At 60.6% G+C, this 19,586-nt stretch carries 15 protein-coding genes; 7 read left to right on the top strand and 8 right to left on the bottom strand.

Annotated features, from left to right (window positions below; genetic code table 11):
- Positions 1-28: 28 nt before the first annotated feature.
- The 7 genes from ACX0MV_RS02315 to pilG all read right to left on the bottom strand — a co-directional run bounded on the left by ACX0MV_RS02315 (position 29) and on the right by pilG (position 12,828).
- Positions 29-1,048, bottom strand: a complete 1,020-nt coding sequence (locus tag ACX0MV_RS02315; protein ID WP_458980878.1) for a chemotaxis protein CheB — start codon at positions 1,046-1,048, stop codon at positions 29-31.
- Entirely contained in the window at positions 1,045-8,328 is a 7,284-nt protein-coding gene (locus ACX0MV_RS02310) for a hybrid sensor histidine kinase/response regulator (RefSeq protein WP_458981741.1), read from the bottom strand. Before ACX0MV_RS02310 ends, ACX0MV_RS02315 begins: the two co-directional genes overlap by 4 nt.
- Positions 8,329-8,361: 33 nt before the next feature.
- Complete coding sequence (locus ACX0MV_RS02305; protein WP_458981740.1) at positions 8,362-9,219, bottom strand: protein-glutamate O-methyltransferase; 858 nt, start codon at positions 9,217-9,219, stop codon at positions 8,362-8,364.
- A gap of 68 nt (positions 9,220-9,287) precedes the next feature.
- Entirely contained in the window at positions 9,288-11,336 is a 2,049-nt protein-coding gene (locus tag ACX0MV_RS02300) for a methyl-accepting chemotaxis protein (protein ID WP_458980877.1), read from the bottom strand.
- A gap of 84 nt (positions 11,337-11,420) precedes the next feature.
- Complete coding sequence (locus ACX0MV_RS02295) at positions 11,421-11,957, bottom strand: chemotaxis protein CheW (protein ID WP_458980876.1); 537 nt, start codon at positions 11,955-11,957, stop codon at positions 11,421-11,423.
- Positions 11,958-12,007: 50 nt separating this feature from the next.
- Positions 12,008-12,373: a twitching motility response regulator PilH gene (pilH, locus tag ACX0MV_RS02290; protein WP_428591784.1), complete on the bottom strand. Its 366-nt coding sequence runs from the start codon at positions 12,371-12,373 to the stop codon at positions 12,008-12,010.
- 47 nt (positions 12,374-12,420) lie between these two features.
- Positions 12,421-12,828 (bottom strand): twitching motility response regulator PilG, encoded by a 408-nt coding sequence (pilG, locus tag ACX0MV_RS02285; RefSeq protein WP_108094981.1) that lies wholly within the window; start codon positions 12,826-12,828, stop codon positions 12,421-12,423.
- 239 nt (positions 12,829-13,067) lie between these two features.
- On the opposite strand from pilG, the gene gshB reads away from it, so the two are divergent.
- From gshB to ACX0MV_RS02250, 7 genes are all read left to right on the top strand, one after another.
- Positions 13,068-14,030, top strand: a complete 963-nt coding sequence (gene gshB / locus ACX0MV_RS02280; protein WP_458980875.1) for a glutathione synthase — start codon at positions 13,068-13,070, stop codon at positions 14,028-14,030.
- Positions 14,031-14,085: 55 nt separating this feature from the next.
- Complete coding sequence (locus ACX0MV_RS02275; protein WP_458980874.1) at positions 14,086-14,985, top strand: energy transducer TonB; 900 nt, start codon at positions 14,086-14,088, stop codon at positions 14,983-14,985.
- A gap of 74 nt (positions 14,986-15,059) precedes the next feature.
- Positions 15,060-15,629: a YqgE/AlgH family protein gene (locus tag ACX0MV_RS02270; protein ID WP_458980873.1), complete on the top strand. Its 570-nt coding sequence runs from the start codon at positions 15,060-15,062 to the stop codon at positions 15,627-15,629.
- A complete protein-coding gene (gene ruvX, locus ACX0MV_RS02265; protein ID WP_458980872.1) occupies positions 15,629-16,063 on the top strand; it encodes a Holliday junction resolvase RuvX in 435 nt (144 codons plus the stop codon). The genes ACX0MV_RS02270 and ruvX overlap by 1 nt, the downstream gene beginning before the upstream one ends.
- A 43-nt stretch (positions 16,064-16,106) precedes the next feature.
- On the top strand, positions 16,107-16,613 hold the full coding sequence (pyrR, locus tag ACX0MV_RS02260; RefSeq protein ID WP_458980871.1) for a bifunctional pyr operon transcriptional regulator/uracil phosphoribosyltransferase PyrR: 507 nt from the start codon (positions 16,107-16,109) through the stop codon (positions 16,611-16,613).
- 122 nt (positions 16,614-16,735) lie between these two features.
- Positions 16,736-17,740, top strand: a complete 1,005-nt coding sequence (locus ACX0MV_RS02255) for an aspartate carbamoyltransferase catalytic subunit (RefSeq protein ID WP_458980870.1) — start codon at positions 16,736-16,738, stop codon at positions 17,738-17,740.
- Positions 17,740-19,011 carry a dihydroorotase gene (locus tag ACX0MV_RS02250; RefSeq protein WP_458980869.1) on the top strand — a complete coding sequence of 424 codons (1,272 nt, stop codon included), beginning with the start codon at positions 17,740-17,742 and terminating at the stop codon, positions 19,009-19,011. Before ACX0MV_RS02255 ends, ACX0MV_RS02250 begins: the two co-directional genes overlap by 1 nt.
- Before the next feature lie 71 nt (positions 19,012-19,082).
- Here ACX0MV_RS02250 and ACX0MV_RS02245 read toward each other — a convergent pair whose 3' ends face one another.
- A complete protein-coding gene (locus ACX0MV_RS02245) occupies positions 19,083-19,481 on the bottom strand; it encodes an NINE protein (protein WP_458980868.1) in 399 nt (132 codons plus the stop codon).
- Positions 19,482-19,586 lie beyond the last annotated feature (105 nt).

The following is a 19,586-nucleotide window of genomic DNA, read 5'->3' as shown; positions in this document are numbered from 1 at the left end:
AACGTCCTATGCGAGGCGCTGCCTCAGGTTAACTGCACTGCTCGGCCAGATGATTGACGAACGCCGCGGCGAGCTCGCGCGGGTCTGCGCTGTAGCTGCTGTAACCGCCTTCACGCAGGCTGTCCGGCATGCTTGGGCAGGCACAGGTGTCGCCGCGCTGAGTCCAGATCAAGCCACCTTGCCGGCGAACGTACGCCGCGGCGGCGCTGCCATCGCTGCCCATGCCGCTGAAAGCGATAACGCCGCATAGTCCGCCGAAGTGCTGGGCGAGGTTGAGCATCATCTGATCGATCGATGGGCTGTACGGCTCGGGCCAGGGGCGCTCGGAAATCTGCATCACGCCGTCGTCGGCGAAGCCCAGCTCCCGGCTGATAGGCGCGACAACCACTTCGCCGCAGCGGATTGGCTCGCCATGACGAGCGGCATTGACGTGCCACTGGCTGTGTCGACCGACCGCCTGCGGCAATGCCGTCTCGAAACTGGCGTCGATGTGCTGGGCATAGACGAAACCTACCGGCAGGCCGCCGGGCAGCGCATCAAGGAAGTTCTTGACCGCTGCCGGACCACCCAGAGAAGCGGCCAGCAACCACACCTGACGCGCCGGTTCGCCGGCAACCAGGGGTGTTTCCGCCAACGACTGAGGTAAGTCCAGACGGGTTGGCCGCTGCGCTTCATCGAGCAGCGCCTGCAGGCTCGGCCCTACCGCCAGGGATGGGTCACCGACTAGCTTTTTCAGCTTGCCGAACAGACGTCGCTCCCAGCGAGGGTAGTTCTCCGAATGACGCTCCGGGGCATGGCCTTCGCCAAACAGGACCGGTGCACTGACGCGCTCCAGCCAGCTGTCGACCAGCGGCGAGTCTTCCGAGAGCGCCAGATCGACCAGCCAGAGGTCGGTCTCGCAGGCGCTCAGCATTTCTTCGTCGAGACGCGCCGGGTCGCTATTGAGAACCACCTGGTAACCGCTACCGGTCAACGCTTGCTGCAGCACGTGGCGCTGCAGCGAGGTGTCGGCAATGACGGCAATACGTGCTGCTGATTTATCCGTCATGTGCGCTTGACCAGGTGGCGACCCACCAGTTGGGTGATGGTTTCGAGCAACAGCGACTCTTGATACGGCTTGCCGAGGTACTCATTGACACCAATGGTCATTGCCCGCTCGCGGTGTTTTTCACCAGTACGCGAGGTGATCATGATGATCGGCAAGTCCTTCAGACGCTCGTCGTGGCGCACCAGAGTGGCCACTTCGAAGCCGTCCATGCGTGGCATCTCGATGTCCAGCAGCATGATGTCGGGCTTGTGCTCCTGCAGTTGGGTGATGGCATCGACGCCGTCCTTGGCGGTCAGCACATTCATGCCGTTGCGCTCGAGCAGGCGGCTGGTCACCTTGCGCACGGTGACGGAGTCGTCCACCACCATGACCAGGGTCGGACGATCCGCCTCGATTTCCTCGGCCGTTGCGGTTTTGGCCACCAGACGAGGTTGCAGTTGCGTCAGCAGATGCGCGTGCAGCACACGGATAGTCGCCAGCAGATCGAGAATCACCACCACGCGACCGTCCCCGAGGATGGTCGCACCGGAAATCCCGTGCACCCCGGCGAACTGCGGGCCGAGGCTCTTCACCACGATTTCGCGGGAGCCCGCCAGGGAATCGACCTGCACCGCCACCGCGTGTTCGCTGGAGCGAACCAGGATCACCGGCAGTGGCAGGCTCTGGCCCACCAGCTTGGGCTGCTGGCCGTTGTTCAGCAGGTCACCCAGGTAGCGCAATTCGTACGCCTGACCGGCGTATTCGAAGCGCGGCGCGTCCGGTGCGTAATAGGCTTCCAGCTCGTAAGGCGAGACGCGCACGATACCTTCGATGGTGTTCAGCGGAATGGCGTACAGGTCCTCGCCGGACAGCACCATCAACGCGCGGTTGATCGATACGGTAAACGGCAGGCGAATGCGGAACGTGGTGCCAGTACCCGGATTCGAGTCGATGCTCATGGAGCCGCCGAGCTGCTTGACCTCGGAGTGCACCACGTCCATGCCCACGCCGCGGCCGGATATCTGGGTGACTTTTTCCGCCGTGGAGAAGCCCGCCTCGAGAATGAACTGAAGGATTTCGTGATCGGTAAGGTCCGAGTCCTCGTCCATCAGGCCGCGCTCGATTGCCTTGCGCTTCACCGCTTCAAGACGAATGCCGCCACCGTCATCGGACAGCGTGAGGACGATATCGCCACCTTCGCGGCCCAGGTTTAAACGGATGGTGCCTTGGTCCGGCTTGCCCGCTGCACGTCGTAGTGCAGCAGGCTCGATGCCATGGTCGACCGCGTTGCGCAACATGTGCTCAAGGGGCGCGACTATTCGCTCCAGAACGGTGCGGTCCATTTCGCCTTCGGCGTTGCCAACCACGAAATCGACCTGCTTGCCCAGCTCGCCGGCAATCTGCCGCACGATCCGGCGCAACCGGGGTACCAGACGGTCGAATGGCACCATGCGGGTCCGCATCAGACCTTCCTGCAGCTCGGTGTTGACCCGCGCCTGTTGCAGCAGCAGAGTTTCTGCGTCGCGGTTACGTGCGGCCAGGGTTTCTTTCAGGTCGAGCAAGTCAGAAGCGGATTCGAACAGCGCGCGCGACAACTGCTGCAACTGCGAATGGCGGTCCATCTCCAGCGGATCGAAATCCTCATAACCGACGCGCTCGGCTTCGGCCTGGTAGCGGCTGATGATCTGCGCCTGGGTTTCAGTATCCAGACGCCTCAGCTGATCGCGCACGCGGTCAATGGTGGCGTCCATTTCGCTGAGGGTGAAACCGAAGTCGCTGACCTGCTGCTCGACACGACCGCGGAAGATCGAGGTCTCGCCCGCCAGGTTGACCAGGCCTTCCAGCAGTTCCGCCGGGACCTTGACCAGCTCTTGCGGAGCGCGGCGCGCTGCAGCTTCCTGGGCGGCTTCCTGAGCACGGCGAACGAACGGCAGCACCTTCGTCACCAGCTCGGCCGCTGGCGCAGTGCTGGCGGCAACGATTGGTGTGGTCAGGCTAGGTTGAGCGGGACCTGGAGTTACTTCAGGGATTGCTGCAACGTCGGCTGCCAAGCTGGTGTGCAAACGCTCGCGCAACTGATCGAGTTCCTTTTGCAGGCCCTCAAACGCCGATTGCACATCCACGAACACGCTTTCTGGCCAAGGTGCGCCCTGATTCAGGGCTTCGGTCAGGTGCTGTTCGAAATCATGGGTCAGGTCGCCTAGGCGCTTCTGCCCAGCCAGGCGCGCGCCACCCTTGAGGGTATGAAGCACCCGCAACATGTCGTCGATCGCGCTTGAGTCGTCGCGACTGCTTTCCCAGCGACCAATGGCGTGCTCCATGGCTTCCAGCAGTTCGTCTGCCTCTTCCATGAAAATATCGAGAATTTCTGACTCGGCATCATCATCCTGCTGGCTTTCGCTGACGGCTTTGAGCTGTACCGATGAAGGCATGCTCAGTTGCTCGTCCGGGTTGGCGCGAAACCGCTTGATGGTGTCGATCAGCGCATCGCCGCTCGGTATCGGGGTCTTGCTACGCACAGCTTCAAGCATTTCGGCCAAGCGGTCATGGCAGGCCTGGAGCAGACCGAACAGATCCTGGCTGGCACGCAAGCGGCCCTGGCCAAGGCCTTCATAAAGAAACTCCAGTTCGTGCGCCAGATCGCCGATCTCGCGAATTTCCGCCATCCGCGCACCCCCCTTGAGGGTATGCAGATCGCGTTGCAACGCTTCCAGCTCCAGGCTGTTGTCGACGTCCTCCATCCAGCGCTGCAACGCCGCGCCCGAGCTGTCGACGATATCGAAACCTTCCTCGAGAAAAATCTCGACCAACTCAGGATCTCGGTCGTCGTCTGCCGTTTGTGCGACCGGCACGACAGCGGGTGCCGGCTCCACCGGCAATGTCTCGGTTTCGCCTTCGGCCGTGGTCTCGCCTAGTTCGGGCAGCTCTGGCAGCTCATCAGCCGTGCTTTCGATCGGCAGTGGCGCTTCTTCAACCTCGTCATCAACCAGCGCGAGCGGTGGCAGATCGAGTAGGTGTGCTTCGGGCTCGTACTCGTCGGCTTCGGCTTCGGCTTCGGCTTCGGCTTCGGCTTCGGCTTCGGCTTCGGCTTCGAAATCAGAATCGGCAAGATCGCTCGCAACCGGCAAGGTCGGCTCGCCACCCTGGCGGAAGCTGCGAATTGCCTCGATCAGTTCGACTGGCTGTTCCAGCAGCGCGCGGTTCTGCAGCTGTTCCAACAGCACCGCCAGGCGATCATGGCTTTGTTGCAACAGCCCAGCCAGCAACGGTGAATAGCTGTAACGGCGATCAACCAGGCCTTCATACAACGACTCGAGTTCGTGGGCGAGATCGCCAATCGGTCGAATCTCGGCCATGCGTGCGCCGCCTTTGAGCGTATGCAGGTCGCGCTGCAATGATGACAACGCAGCCTTATTGTCCGGTTCGGCGAGCCAGCGCTCGAGCGCCTGGCCGGCGCTTTCCAGAATGTCGACGGCCTCTTCCAAGAAGATTTCGACCATCTCGGCATCCAGCACTTCATGGGCTGGAGCCGGTACGACTTCATCCAGTGCAGTCACTTCGACCTGGGCAGGGACCTCGGCGGGCGCCAGTTCGATCGTCTCGGCCGCGTCAGCATCGATCATATTGATCGACCAGTCGGCCTCCTGCAGCGAAGCAGTGGCGTCGTCCAGTTCGACAATCTGCATACCGGCTTCGCCGTCGATCGACAGCAGCGCCAGCTTGCCGGGGTCGAGCGCCTCGCTGAGCAGGCTACGCAGCGCAGCGACCCGCTCCGGACGCGCGCTGACCTGAAGACCCGCGGCGACCTGGTCCATCATGCTGACCAAGGCTTCATGGGCCTGCTCGGCTTCGCTGAAGAAGCGTTCGCTGACAGCCAGACTGCCTTCTTCAACCGCACCGTAAAGGTCCAGCAAGCCCTCGCAAAGCTCATCGATTTGCGGCAGCTCCGCCATTTCCGCGCCGCGGCTCAAGGTGGTGAGTTCTTCCAGCAGCGCGCTCAGTTCCTGACGCTCCGATGGGTGCTCGCGCCAGCGCTTCAACAGGTCCTCGGCGTCGAGCAGGATATCCATGCCCTCGGCCAGGAAAATGCTGATCAGCTGTGGGTCGCGGGTTTCGCCCAGCTCGCCTTCGCGGCTGACCTGAGCAGCGTCCAGGCGTTCGTGATGCAGCTTCTGCACGCGCTCAAGAAACTCGCTCGCACCCGGCAATGGTGCCAGGGGTTGCGTCTCCAACTGGGACAGGCTCACGCGAATCAGCTTTTCCGCGCCACTCAGCAGCTCGGCCTCTGCCAGGTCCATCGGCACCAAGTTGGCCTTGAATTCCTTAACCAGTTTCTCCATCGGCGCGGCGATTTCGGCTACCGGCACTATCCCGGCCATATAGGCGCTGCCCTTCAACGTGTGCAGCGCGCGCTGCAGGTCGTCGGTGATGGCTTGCGGAAGCTCCTGCGCGCAGTCGGCTAGAAACGCGACCAGCGTATCAAGGTGGGTTTCAGCTTCGTTACGAAAAATCTCCAGCAGTTGGGGGTCCAGCTCTTCCTCATATGTCGCGGTGACAGCCGCTCCTTCACCCACTGGCGCGGCTACCTGTTCTACCGGGGCGTTAGTTTTTGGGAGTGCTTGGCCCTTTGCCAAGGCATGGGCAGTAGCAGCCAGGTGGTCCACATCGTCACGCTGACGCTGGGCCTTGGCGGCGAACTCATCAACCAGAGCAGGCATCAATGCGACAACGTCGGCGATTACCTGCTGGACCTCAGGCCCAGGCTGAATGCTGCGATCCAGCACGCGGTTAAGCAGATTTTCAATCGACCAGCCGAGCTCGCCGATGATCAGCGCCCGGACCATGCGGCCACTGCCCTTGAGGGTGTGGAAAGCACGGCGGATTTCGGTCAAGGCATCCTTGTTTTCGCTATTGGCACACCACTGCGGGAAATACTCGGCAATGGTTTCCAGCACCTCGCCGACTTCCTCGATAAAGACTTCCAGCAACTCTTCATCAATCGGCTCTTCATCGGCCGGGGGCGGTAGCAAACTCGGCGGGACATCATGCGCCGGCGGGTTGATCGCCTGCACCGGTGCGGCCATGACATCGGCCATGGACAGCGGTTTATCGAGGGTCTGCGGCAGCTCTTCGGTCACCAGCGGTGCGCTGGGCAGCTCGACCTCAGGCAGTTCCAGCGCTGCGAATTCGGCTTCATCCCAGGTGGCTGGGCTGTCCAGCTCGTCCAAGTTGAATTCTTCCACTGTCAGTTCGCCACTCTCCGCCGCCTCTACGGGCTCGAGTTCGAACTTCGCAGCCGGCTCTGTCTCGCCAGCGAGGTCGGCGCTGAAGTCGACCAGTTCCAGCTCGCTTTCAGCCGGCAACTCGCTCCAGTTGGCTTCGAGCGGTTCCATAGGGCGGCTAGAGTCGTCCGCCAGTTCAGCAAACTCGACGCTCAGCTCATCACCTGGCAACACTTCGATATCTGGCACTGGGAGCTCGTCCTGCTCCGATGGCAAATCGGCTGCAAAGGCCTGGAGCGGTTCGTCAGCCAGTACTTCGATGTCATGCAGCGGGTCGGACAGTGGCGAGAACGACAGATCCTGTGGCTCGACACGGTCAAGAATCGACGGTTTCTCCTTCAGTGGATAGCCGAGGCTTTCGAGGCTTTCCTCGGCCACATCGAGGATCAGGTCACCCTGAGTCGCGTGGTCTTCGGCCAGACGTTCGAGGTAGTACTCGACGCTGGTGATCGCGTCGGCGAGGGTGTCGAGGTTCTGCCAGTTGGGCACCGCCTTGCGCGCCAGCAACTGCTCCTGAATGTAGCGATTGCAGGCATTCAACAGATCAGCCGCGCGTGTCAGCGGGATCATTGCCAGGCCGCCACGGACCTGGGTCAGCAGCTCAGGCACCCGCGCCAGATGCTCGTGGTTCCATTGCGAAGCGATGAACTCGATGATCGCGTCTTTGGATTGCTCCAGACCGTTGCGCGCTTCCTTGATGACCAGTTGATGAATCTGCGCAACATCGGTAGTGGGCAGATGGCTTTCTTCCCGTGCCGAATCGTCGGCCGGGCCAACCATGCCGGCGAGGGTCGCTTCGACATACAGCAACGCACCGGCAACATCCATCAATACGGCGTCGCTGGGTTCCTGCTTACCAAGCGACAGGCCGTGGACGACGTCCAACTGATCAGCGATCACTTTGCGCGGCTGCCCAAAACCAAGCACCGCCAGGGTATCGGCAATCTGCTTCAACGGCGCCATCAGCGCGTCGAGGTCGCTAACCTGCTTGCGGTCGCTGCGTACGAACAGGTCGAGGCTGTCCTTGACCCGCACCAATTCTTCGCAAAGGGCACCAACAACTGAACGCATGGCATCACGGTCCGGGCCGGCCAGACGCGCGCGCTCTTCGTCGATAACGTCACTGTCAGGCAATGCTTCGTCAAGGCGGTATTGCTCCTTGAGGGAGCGCAGTCGCGGCGACTGGGCGGGCGCCTTGGCTATGTAGAACAGCAGGTTCTTGCTCAACTCATCGGGAGCGGACTGGTTGATGCCATCCGCACCTTGTTCCACCAGACGCTTGAGTTCTTTATCGACCTGACGCAACAACGTCCTGACCGTCGTTCCGTTGACCACACTGCCGTTGGCCAGCCCTTCGACGATTCCCGAAGCGATCTGCCACAAGGCGCCAAGCGGCGCGTCCTTGCACAGGTTCTCCAGACGCGCAAACACCCGCGCCATATACCCAAGGTTGGTCGCCATGTCCTGGCCACGGATCACTCCGACCAGGGCCATCTGCAGCATCTGGCGCAGTTTGCGCAATAGAACGGGCAGGTCGTTGGTACGCAGTGCTGCCAGGGACTCGCTGGACAGCTGCGGCGCCCGCAGCGACATATCCGGGGCAAACAGACTGGTTTCCGACAGCAGCTTTTCGCCGCGCGCTGCGCGCAGGTCGTTGAGCAGTGGCAGTACCACCATCGGCAGGTCACGCCGTGCGGTCTGAATACGGTCGAGGTAGACCGGCAACTGCAGGATGGCCTGCATCAACACTTCCAGCGCTTCGCCCTGGTTGGTAACACGACCATCCATAAGCGCCTGGACCAGATGCTCCATTTCTTCGGCAAGCAGCGCTGCACCAAAGAATTCGACCATCTGCAGAGTGCCTTGCACCTGATGCACATAGGTCAGGCAGAAACGCATGCGCGTCGAATCCTGCGGATTCTCGACGAACGCCTCCAGGGCTTGGCGCGCCTGTTTCAGCGTTTCCGCGATTTCGCCTTTGACCCACTCCAGGGCGACATAGTCGTGCCGATCACCCATAGCCACTCCACTCATAAACTTGGCTCTTCTGCCTTATCCCTTGCGGGTAAACGCCAGCACTCGCTCGTCGGCCACCGGAACCAGCTCCGGATGCTGCCAACCGATTACCTCACCAACCCCGACCACCAACAGACCACCCGGTGCCAGGCGCTCGGCCAGGCGGTTGAGGATCTCGCGGCGGCGCCAGCGACGAAAATAAATCAGCAAGTTCTGACAAAAAATAACGTCCATACCAGACATCGGCGCCTTGGCCAGTTCCAGTACGTTGAGCTTGGCGCAGCACACACGGGCCGCCAGGCTCGGAATGACTTTTAAACGACCATCGGATTGCGCCAGAAAGTAACGCTGGCACAAGTCGGCATCCATCTGATCCAGCTTGCGCGACGCATACTGCCCATCCCGCGCCTTGCTCAACGCGTTGAGACTGATGTCGGTACCGGTCACACCAAAATTCGCGGGCTGCTCAGTGTCGCGCAACACCTCCGCCGCACAGATCGCCAGCGAGTAGGGTTCTTCACCGCTGGAGCAACCCACACTCCAGAACTCCCAGGGTCGATCCATGCCCTGCGCTAACCGCTCATGCAAGTAGCGCTCAAGCACTTCGAATGAGGGCCGGTGCCGAAAAAAACGCGTTTCCTGTACGGTCAGGCGATCCAGCAATGTCGACCACTCGACGGCACCACGAGGACCGTCGGTGACCTGTTTGTAATAGCTGGCGTAATCGACCACACCCAATTCGCGCATCCGCGCAGTCAGATTGGTCTGCAAAAAGGCCCGACGCTGCTCGCTAACCACAACGCCGGTACGCTCTTCGAGCAACGTCTGCCAGTTGCGAAACTCCGCGGCGGACATGTCCGCCACAGGTTGCAAGGCCCAGACGCCTGACTGCATGTCGTGACTCTCGCTCATGGCCATAAGGTGCATGCAGTGGCCCTTTCAGGTCACTGCGCCGCGCCTGCTCAGGCCTGGTCCCCGGCGTCCGGCAAGGTAAAGTCGGAAACCGACTTACGCATCTCACTGGCCATCTTGGCCAGGTTACCAATGCTCTTGGCGGTGGCCGTGGTACCGGACGAGGTCTGCGAGGTGATCTCCTGAATCACGTTCATGGTGTTGGAGATGTGGCCAGCGGAAGAAGCCTGCTGACGCGCTGCGTTGGAAATGTTCTGGATCAAGGCCGCGAGGGTCTTGGATACCTTCTCAATCTCCTCCAGTGCCACACCGGCGTCCTGCGCCAGGCGTGCACCGCGCACTACTTCGGAAGTGGTCTGCTCCATGGAGATAACCGCTTCGTTGGTGTCGGTCTGAATCGTTTTAACCAGCGCCTCGATCTGCTTGGTTGCTGCCGAGGAACGCTCTGCGAGGCGCTGTACCTCATCCGCTACCACGGCGAAGCCTCGGCCCGCGTCACCGGCCATGGAGGCCTGGATCGCTGCGTTCAGTGCGAGGATGTTGGTCTGGTCAGCAATGTCGTTAATCAGGCTAACGATGTCACCGATCTCCTGCGACGATTCACCGAGGCGCTTGATCCGCTTCGAGGTGTCCTGGATCTGCTCACGGATGTTATCCATGCCGGTGATGGTGTTGTGTACGACTTCGTTACCCTTGTTGGCGATGGCTACGGAACGTTCCGCTACCGCGGAGGACTCCGAGGCGTTCGCCGATACCTGGTCAATCGACACGGCCATTTCGTTGATTGCCGCCGAAGCACCGGCAATTTCCTGGGCCTGGTGCTCGGAAGCTTCAGCCAGGTGCATCGCCGTGGCCTGGGTTTCCTGGGCAGCACCGGCTACCTGAACGGCGGTCAGGTTGATCGTGGCTACCAGATCACGCAGCTGGTCGATGGAGTAGTTGATGGAGTCCGCAATGGCACCGGTGAAGTCCTCGGTTACCGTCGCCGCTACCGTCAGGTCACCGTCCGCGAGGTCGGCGATTTCGTCGAGCAATCGCAGAATCGCGGCCTGGTTACGTTCGTTCTTCTCGGCGGTCTCAGCCAGACGACGGTTGGTTTCCCGCACCATCACGATACCGATCAGGATGATCGAGGCGAGAGCCAAAATACCCAGGACGTAGCCTGCGAGGGTGTTGATCGCACGGCCGTCAGCCAGGTCTTCGAAGCCCGCGGCGAGATCGGACGCTTTGTCCAACAGGGTCTGCGATACGGTGAAAATGCCGTTCGCCGATTCACGTACCTGGAACAACTCAGGCGAGGTTTCGAGAATTTCGTCCACCGAACCGGAAACGAATTCAAACAGCTCGGAAATTTCCGCGAGACGCTCAAGCGCCTCTTCATCCGTCACCTGGGAAATTTCCATCGCGGCGTTGCCTTCCAGCATCGCACTGAGTACGCGGCCGAACAGGCTGGCATCGCGACCGAACATGTCGGCCGCCTGCACCGAATCATCGTCACCGGCCAACACCTTGTTTACCGAGCCGAGAATACGTTCTGCCAGCAGCGACTGGCGCTGAGCAACCGATACCTGGGCAGCCGGCGCGCCGCTTTCCAGAAGAATGTCGACCACTTCTTCGTACTCGACCTGCAGCTGCGGAATGGTTTCCGCCAACGTCGCCGCTACTTGGTGCAGGGACAGAATGGTCTGTTCACTAGCCAGAATCGCGTCCGTGTTCTGCCGCAAGCTATCCCAGTCTTGCTGCACGGCGGCCATCTGCGCTTGCACAGACTCCGGTGCAGGCGGAACGCCGCTTTCTTCGTGACCTTCGGTCAGGTAGCCCCAGCGGGTTTGGAAGTCGTTGCGCGCGTCACGCAGCAAACCAAACGCCTCGGATGTACCTGCAGCCGCTTCGGTGGCGTTCTTGGCGATACGCTGAGACAGAACACGCAGCTCACCGGAGTGACTGATGTATTCAGTGTCGTAGTTGGACTGCGTGTTGATATAGGCGAAGTTCGCGAACAGCAGCACGATGGAAACGATCAGGACGATAAACAGCCCGGCGATCAACGTACTACTGCGCGTTCCCGCGAGTAGGTTACTTGCATTTAGTTTTTTCATTATCTGGCCCCCGCCTGGACCGACCGCACTACGGTTTCCATGTAACGTCAAAAGGCCGGCAATGCCGACCCCACCGAAAAATTGTTAAATCGCCACATCGAGAAACCCCTGATGCTTAGCCAACTCGTGTGGGCTGAACACCAACCAGGGCTGCTCGCGCTGAAAAACGCCGTGGATAAAAGGCTGAATAGATGCCTCCAAGGGTGGCAGCTGTTCCGAGAATGTATCCACCGGAAAATGCTGCATCCCGAATACTTCATCTACCGTCAGTCCGGCGAACACTTCCTGGTGATCAACCACCAGCACTCGCCTTTGTTTGCGTAGCGGCGATAAGTCATTGCCAAAAAAACCACACAAATCCATTACCGGGAGTAAACGTCCGCGAACGTTCGCTACGCCCTTGACCCAGCTCTTTACGCCAGGCAAAAGGGTATGGCGGGGCTCGTGCAACACCTCACCGACCTCACCCATCGGTGCCACGAAAAAACGCTCACCCATACGGAAACCAATGCCGCTCCAGGTCTGCACCATCGCTTTTTGCGAAGGCAGGCCAGCCGCAAGCGACCGACATAGCCGGTCGATTTCGAGAAGAGTTTGAAAAGGTGTACGGGCTTCCGACATGCCAACCGCAGCCTTCTTTTTATAGTTTCATTTGCATGCTGGCGCGGCTATCAACCGGCCAACACTGCATTCAGGGTTTTCAGCAGCGTGTCTTCGTCAACCGGCTTGGTCAGGTAATCCTTCGCACCTTGGCGCTTGCCCCATACCTTGTCGGTCTCTTGATCCTTGGTGGTCACGATAATCACCGGGATGTGGCTGGTATCGGCGTCCTTGGTCAGTTGACGAGTCGCCTGAAACCCGTTGAGACCGGGCATGACGATGTCCATCAGGACCGCATCAGGCTTTTCCTGACGGGCGAGGGCTACGCCATCGGCGCCATTTTCGGCTTTAAGTACCTGATGCCCATGCTTTTCCAGCATGGCGGTCAGCTTGTACATTTCAGTCGGAGAGTCATCAACAATCAGAATTCGAGCCATGGTGTTTCCCAATACAAAAAGCGGCGTCTAAGGCTGTCAGCCGGACGTCAGGATGCTTGTTCCACCGGAGTGAAGTCTGGCACATGAGCCTTGATAGCACCGAGCAGCTCTTCCTTGCTGAAGGGCTTGGTCAGGTACTGGTCAGAGCCTACGATTCGGCCTTTGGCCTTATCGAACAAACCGTCCTTGGAGGACAGCATGATCACCGGGGTGGATTTGAAAGCACTGTTATTCTTGATCAGGGCACAGGTCTGATAGCCATCGAGCCTCGGCATCATGATGTCGACAAAAATGATATTTGGATGGGTATCGGCGATCTTTGCCAAAGCATCGAAGCCATCTACTGCGGTAATTACCTCGCAGCCCACCTTCTTCAGTAGGGTTTCTGCGGTGCGACGAATCGTTTTCGAATCGTCAATCACCATCACCCTCAAACCCTCGGAATGCTGTTCCATGTTTGCCCTACCATCGCCTCGGTGAGTCGTTATTTTTCTGCGTCTTAATCAGTGCGCCTGAGGCCCTGCCACCGACGGGCTGCAACCCAATCGTCGGGCCTTTTTAGCACACTCTCTAGATGCAATCTATAAGCCCCCGAAGTACGGGGTTTTTCTTGACCGTCCCGCCCTCCAGCGCCACCCTGGCGCCAGAGGCTAGAATCGTCATCTTAGCCGTTACCCGTCATGGAGAATCATCAATGAGCGTCCGTCTTGGCATTGTCATGGACCCCATCGCCCAGATCGCCTTTAAAAAGGACAGCTCGCTGGCCATGTTACTGGCTGCGCAGTCACACGGTTGGTCACTGTTCTACATGGAACAGAAGGACCTGTACCAGGCGAAGGGTGAAGCCCGCGCCCGCATGAGTCCGTTAACCGTTTTCAATGACTCACAGAACTGGTTCGAGCTGGGCAGGGAGCAGGACGTCGCACTCACACACCTCGACGTGATCCTGATGCGCAAGGATCCGCCCTTCGACAATGAATTCGTTTACTCAACTTATCTGCTGGAACAAGCCGAGCAGGCTGGCGTTCTGGTGGTCAATCGCCCACAAAGCCTACGCGACTGCAATGAAAAATTCTTCGCGACCCAGTTTCCTCAATACACCCCACCAACCCTGGTGAGTCGCCGGCCGGACATTCTGCGCGAGTTTGCCAAACAACAGCGTGACATCATTCTCAAACCCCTGGATGGCATGGGCGGTTCGTCGATATTTCGCCACCGCGAAGGCGATCCCAATCTGTCCGTGATTCTCGAGACGCTTACTGCCTTCGGCAGCCAGCAAATCATGGCGCAGGGCTATCTGCCGGCAATCGTCGACGGCGACAAGCGCATTCTGATGATAGATGGCGAACCCATTCCCTATTGCCTAGCGCGCATCCCCGCCGCAGGCGAGACCCGTGGCAACCTGGCGGCTGGCGGGCGTGGCGAAGCGCGACCGCTGACCGAACGCGACCGGGAAATTGCCGCTGCGGTAGGCCCGGTGCTGCGTGAAAAAGGCCTCCTGTTCGTTGGCCTCGATGTTATTGGTGAGCACCTGACCGAGATCAACGTCACGAGCCCGACCTGCATTCGCGAGATCGACGCCGCGTTCGATACCCGGATCGGCGAACGACTGATGGACAAAATCGCCGAGAAGCTCAATGCGCGCAGTGCTTCATAGACTTTTACATGCGCCCTCGGCAGACTGCGCGGCAACCTGAGCCGACCGAAACGCGATGAACGCAGCCGCAAACCCGCCCGCCGCTACCCCCTCCGCCACCGTTCGACCGGAGGATAGGCTGGGCTTTACCCTGTTCATCGCCGCCGTGCTGCATGCCGCGGTCATCCTTGGCCTCGGCTTTACCCTGGCCGAGCCAAGCCAGATCAGCAAGACCCTGGAAATCACCCTGTCGACGTTCAAGAGCGAGGAAAAACCCAAAGAGGCGGACTTCCTGGCCCAGGACAACCAACAGGGCAGCGGCACCCTTGAACACAAGGCGGCCCCGACCACTAACGAACAGGCGACGTTCCAGGACACGCAAGTCAATCAGGTAATTCCGCCCGCCTCCCCGCAGCAGCCGGTAGCCCGCGAGGAAGCACCAAAGGCCGCAGTCGCGACGCGCAAGCCGCAGCCGCAGAAAACGCCGATCAAGCGTGAAGACAGCAAGCCCGTCCCGGAAACGCCACCCGCGCCGGTATTCGATAGCGCGCAGCTGTCTTCGGAGATCGCCAGCCTGGAAGCCGAGTTGGCACGAGACATCCAGCAATACGCCAAACGCCCGAAAATCCATCGCCTCAATGCCGCCTCGACGATGCGCGACAAGGGCGCCTGGTATAAGGATGAGTGGCGCAAGAAAGTCGAGCGGATCGGTAACCTCAATTATCCCGACGACGCGCGCCGCCAGCAGATCTACGGCAGCCTGCGCCTGTTGGTATCGATCAACCGTGATGGCACGCTCTACGAAGTGCAGGTGCTGGAGTCGTCCGGCCACCGCCTGCTGGACCAGGCGGCGCTGCGTATCGTTCGACTGGCGGCCCCGTTCGCCCCATTCACCGGCGACCTGGCTGATGTCGACCGCCTGGAAATCATCCGCACCTGGCGCTTCGAGCGCGGCGATCGACTGTCGAGCAACTGACGCTCCGGCGCTATTTCCCGCAGCGGAGCGCGTGACGCTTGAAGCTGCTAGCCCGAAGGCTGAAACTAACGCCCATGAAAGCCAACAGCCCCAGCTATCTCTCCCAGCATTTTCTGATTGCCATGCCGCATATGGCCGATCCGAACTTTGCGCACACCGTGACCTACCTGGTCGAGCACAACGCGCAAGGCGCCATGGGCCTGATCATCAATAGGCCCAACGGTCTCAATCTCGCCGATGTGCTTGAGCAACTGCGCCCTGATGAAGACCCGCCGGTTATCTGCCAGGGCTTGCCGATCTTCTCCGGCGGCCCGGTGCAGACCGACCGGGGTTTCGTGCTTCACCCTGCAGGCCCGCAATTTCAGGCGACTCTGGCACTGGGCGACCTCGCGCTATCGACCTCACAAGATGTGCTGTTCGCCATCGCGGACGGCAGCGGCCCGGAGAAATACCTGATCACCCTGGGTTATGCGGGATGGGAAGCCGGCCAGCTGGAAAGCGAACTGAGCGAGAACACCTGGCTGACCTGCCCGGCCGCACCCGACATCCTGTTCGACCTGCCATTTGACCAGCGCCTGAATGCAGCAGCCGCACGGCTGGGCGTTAACCTCAGCCTGCTGACCTCGCAAGTCGGCCACGCCTGATGGAGACCAAACCCTTACGGCTATTGCTCGGCTTCGACTACGGCAGCAAGCAGATCGGTGTGGCCGTCGGCCAGGTGATTACCGGTCAGGCCCGCGAGCTGTGCATCCTCAAAGCGCAGAATGGCGTCCCCGACTGGCAAAAAGTCGAAGCGCTGGTGCGCGAGTGGCAACCGGATGCGATCGTGGTGGGATTGCCGCTGAACATGGATGGTACGGCGAGCGAAATGAGCGAGCGAGCGGAAAAATTCGCTCGCCGCTTGAATGGCCGCTTCAACCTGCCGGTACACACCCACGACGAACGCCTGACTACCTACGAAGCGAAGGGCCAGCGCCTGCAGCAGGGGCAGAATAGCGGCTACCGCGAACGCCCGGTCGATGCGCTGGCGGCGGCTCTGCTATTAGAAGGCTGGTTAAGCGAAAACAGCGCTTGCTGACCGCGCGCTTGGGTGCTGTTTTGCCTATTTACGGAGTTTTGTCATGACCCTACCCAATCCTACGGAACTGCTGCCGCAAATGGCTGCAGCGCTGACCAGTCACCTCAATCAACGGCAAATTGACGAGCCGCGCTTCATCGGTATTCGCACCGGCGGCATCTGGGTGGCGCAGGCGCTGCTGGACGCCCTGGGCCGCGACGATGCGCTGGGCATTCTCGATGTGTCCTTCTATCGTGATGACTTTACCCAGAATGGCCTGCACCCACAAGTGCAGCCGTCCGAACTGCCGTTTGAGATCGAAGGCCAACACCTGGTGCTGATCGATGACGTGCTGATGAGCGGACGCACCATTCGCGCGGCCCTCAACGAGCTGTTCGACTACGGCCGCCCCGCCAGCGTGACCCTGGTCAGCCTACTCGACCTGAATGCCCGCGAACTGCCGGTCAGGCCGGACGTGGTCGGAGCGACCCTGTCGCTGGCCGCCAATGAGCGGGTAAAATTGTCGGGCCCCGAACCGCTGACCCTCGAGATCCAGACGCTGGGCGAGTAACGACCGCGTTGAATGAACCAGGCAATGCGTGAATGCCTGATGCGAGACCCTGCAATTAGTCGGCACTTGCAACGCAATATCACCGTGTGCAGCCCTCTTGAAAACCTGCTGAGATGATCGCCATGACCCCGTCGGATGCCAAGCGCCCGCTGCAACTCAATGACCAAGGTCAGCTGCGCCACTTCCTGTCGCTCGATGGTTTGCCGCGCGAGCTGCTGACGGAAATCCTCGATACCGCCGACTCTTTTCTCGAAGTCGGCGCCCGTGCGGTGAAGAAGGTGCCGCTGCTGCGCGGCAGGACGGTGTGCAACGTGTTCTTCGAGAACTCCACTCGCACCCGCACCACCTTCGAGCTGGCAGCCCAGCGGCTGTCGGCGGACGTGATCACCCTCAACGTATCCACCTCCTCGACCAGCAAGGGCGAGACACTGTTCGATACCTTGCGCAATCTTGAAGCCATGGCCGCCGATATCTTCGTGGTTCGCCATGCGGATTCCGGGGCCGCGCACTTTATTGCCGAACACGTGTGCCCGAACCTGGCGATCATCAATGGCGGCGATGGTCGCCATGCCCACCCGACCCAGGGCATGCTCGATATGCTGACCATCCGCCGGCACAAGGGCAGTTTCGAAAACCTTTCGGTGGCCATCGTGGGTGACATCCTTCACTCGCGGGTCGCGCGCTCGAACATGCTCGCACTCAAGACCCTGGGCTGCCCGGATATCCGCCTGATCGCGCCGAAAACCCTGCTGCCGGCCGGGGTCGAGCAATATGGCGTCAGCGTCTACAGCGACCTGGCAACCGGGCTCAAGGACGTCGACGTGATCATCATGCTGCGCCTGCAGAAAGAGCGCATGCAGGGGGGGCTGCTACCCAGCGAAGGCGAGTTCTATCGCCTGTTCGGCCTTACCGAGCAGCGGCTGAAACTGGCCAAACCCGATGCGCTGGTCATGCATCCAGGGCCGATCAATCGCGGGGTGGAAATCGAATCCGCGGTGGCGGACGGTCCGCAATCGGTGATCCTCAACCAGGTTACCTACGGCATCGCCGTGCGCATGGCCGTGCTGTCCATGGCGATGAGCGGGCAGAATGCCCAGCGTCAACTCAATTCCGAGGAGCAGAACTGATGCGAACCGCGATCCTCGGCGCCCGCGTAATCGACCCCGCCAGCGGATTCGATCAGGCTGCCGACCTGTTTATCGAAAACGGCAAGGTCGCAGCCATTGGTCAGCCGCCTGCTGGTTTCAGCGCAGAACAGACGCTTGCGGCGCAAGGTCTGGTGGCTGCTCCAGGGCTGGTCGACCTCAGCGTCGCATTGCGCGAGCCGGGCTATAGCCGCAAGGGCAGCATCGCCAGCGAAACCCTCGCCGCAGCGGCGGGGGGCGTTACCAGCCTGTGCTGCCCGCCCTTTACCAAGCCGGTACTGGACACCTCGGCCGTCGCCGAGCTGATTCTGGATCGCGCGCGCGAGGCGGGGCACACCAAGGTCTTTCCCATCGGGGCGCTGAGCAAAGGCCTCGAAGGCGAGCAACTCGCCGAGCTGGTTGCCTTGCGCGACGCTGGTTGCGTGGCATTTGCCAACGGCCTGCATACGTTCCGCAACAACCGCACCCTGCGCCGCGCGATGGAATACGCCGCCACCTTCGATCTGACGGTGATCCTCCACTCCCAGGATCACGACCTCGCCGAAGGCGGCCTGGCCCATGAAGGTGCTACCGCGAGCTTCCTCGGTCTGCCGGGCATCCCGGAAACCGCCGAAACCGTGGCACTGGCCCGTGATCTACTGCTGGTGGGACAGACCGGCGTGCGCGCTCACTTCAGCCAACTGACCAGCGCACGCGGCGCTCAGCTGATTGCCGAGGCCCAGGCCCGGGGCCTGGCAGTAACAGCTGATGTGGCGCTGTATCAATTGATCCTCACTGACGAGGCCTTGATCGACTTCTCCAGCCTTTATCACGTGCAGCCGCCATTGCGCACCCGCGCCGACCGCGACGGCTTGCGTGAAGCGGTGAGGCGCGGCGTGATCAGCGCCATATCCAGCCATCACCAGCCCCATGAGCGCGACGCCAAACTGGCGCCCTTCGGTGCAACCGAGCCAGGCATCAGCAGCGTGCAGTTGCTTCTGCCGTTGGCCATGAGCCTAGTCCAGGACGGCCTGCTTGACCTGCCGACCTTGCTGGCCCGTTTAAGCAACGGGCCCGCCGATGCGCTACGCCTGCCAGCCGGCCGGCTGAAGGTCGGCGCGCCCGCCGATATCCTGCTGTTTGATCCTCAGGCAGCGACCCTGGCCGGTGAAACCTGGTACTCCAAAGGCGCCAACTGCCCGTTTATCGGGCACTGCCTGCCTGGCGCGGTGCGCTACACACTGGTGGACGGACGCGTCAGCTACCAGGCTTGAGGCCTCTCAGGTTGACTGTCGGCCTCGCATAAAAAAGCCCGCCAATTGGCGGGCTTTTTTATGCTGACGCCTCAGGCGCGCTCGGCATTCTTGATTGATACCTGGGTATTCAACGTCCAGAAGTCGTAGAGCACGCCCACCAGAAACAGGCCACCAGTGAACAGATAGAGAATGCCGGTGATCCATTTGCCCTGGTACATGCGGTGCACGCCAAAGATGCCAAGGAACGTCAGCAGGATCCAGGCGACGTTGTAATCGGTTTCGCCCGCGGTGAAACGCAGATCCGCCTCGCGGTCCATACCGGGAATCAAAAACAGGTCGATGATCCAGCCTACAAACAACAGCCCGAGAGTGAAAAACCAGATAGTACCGGTCACAGGTTTGCCGTAGTAGAACCGGTGCGCGCCGAGAAAACCGAAAATCCACAAGAGATAACCAATAACTTTGCTGTGAGTGTCCCGTTGTTGCATAGCGCTTGCCTCCCGCGGCATGAATTCATCTGGGGGCAATCTACGCGAGGATGTCCGAACGGGAAACGGCAGCCTTCAACCACTCGCGAATAAAGCCTTGATGGT

It is taken from the genome of Pseudomonas cistanchae, from assembly GCF_054483635.1.
This window is presented reverse-complemented; position numbering and strand designations above follow the sequence as displayed.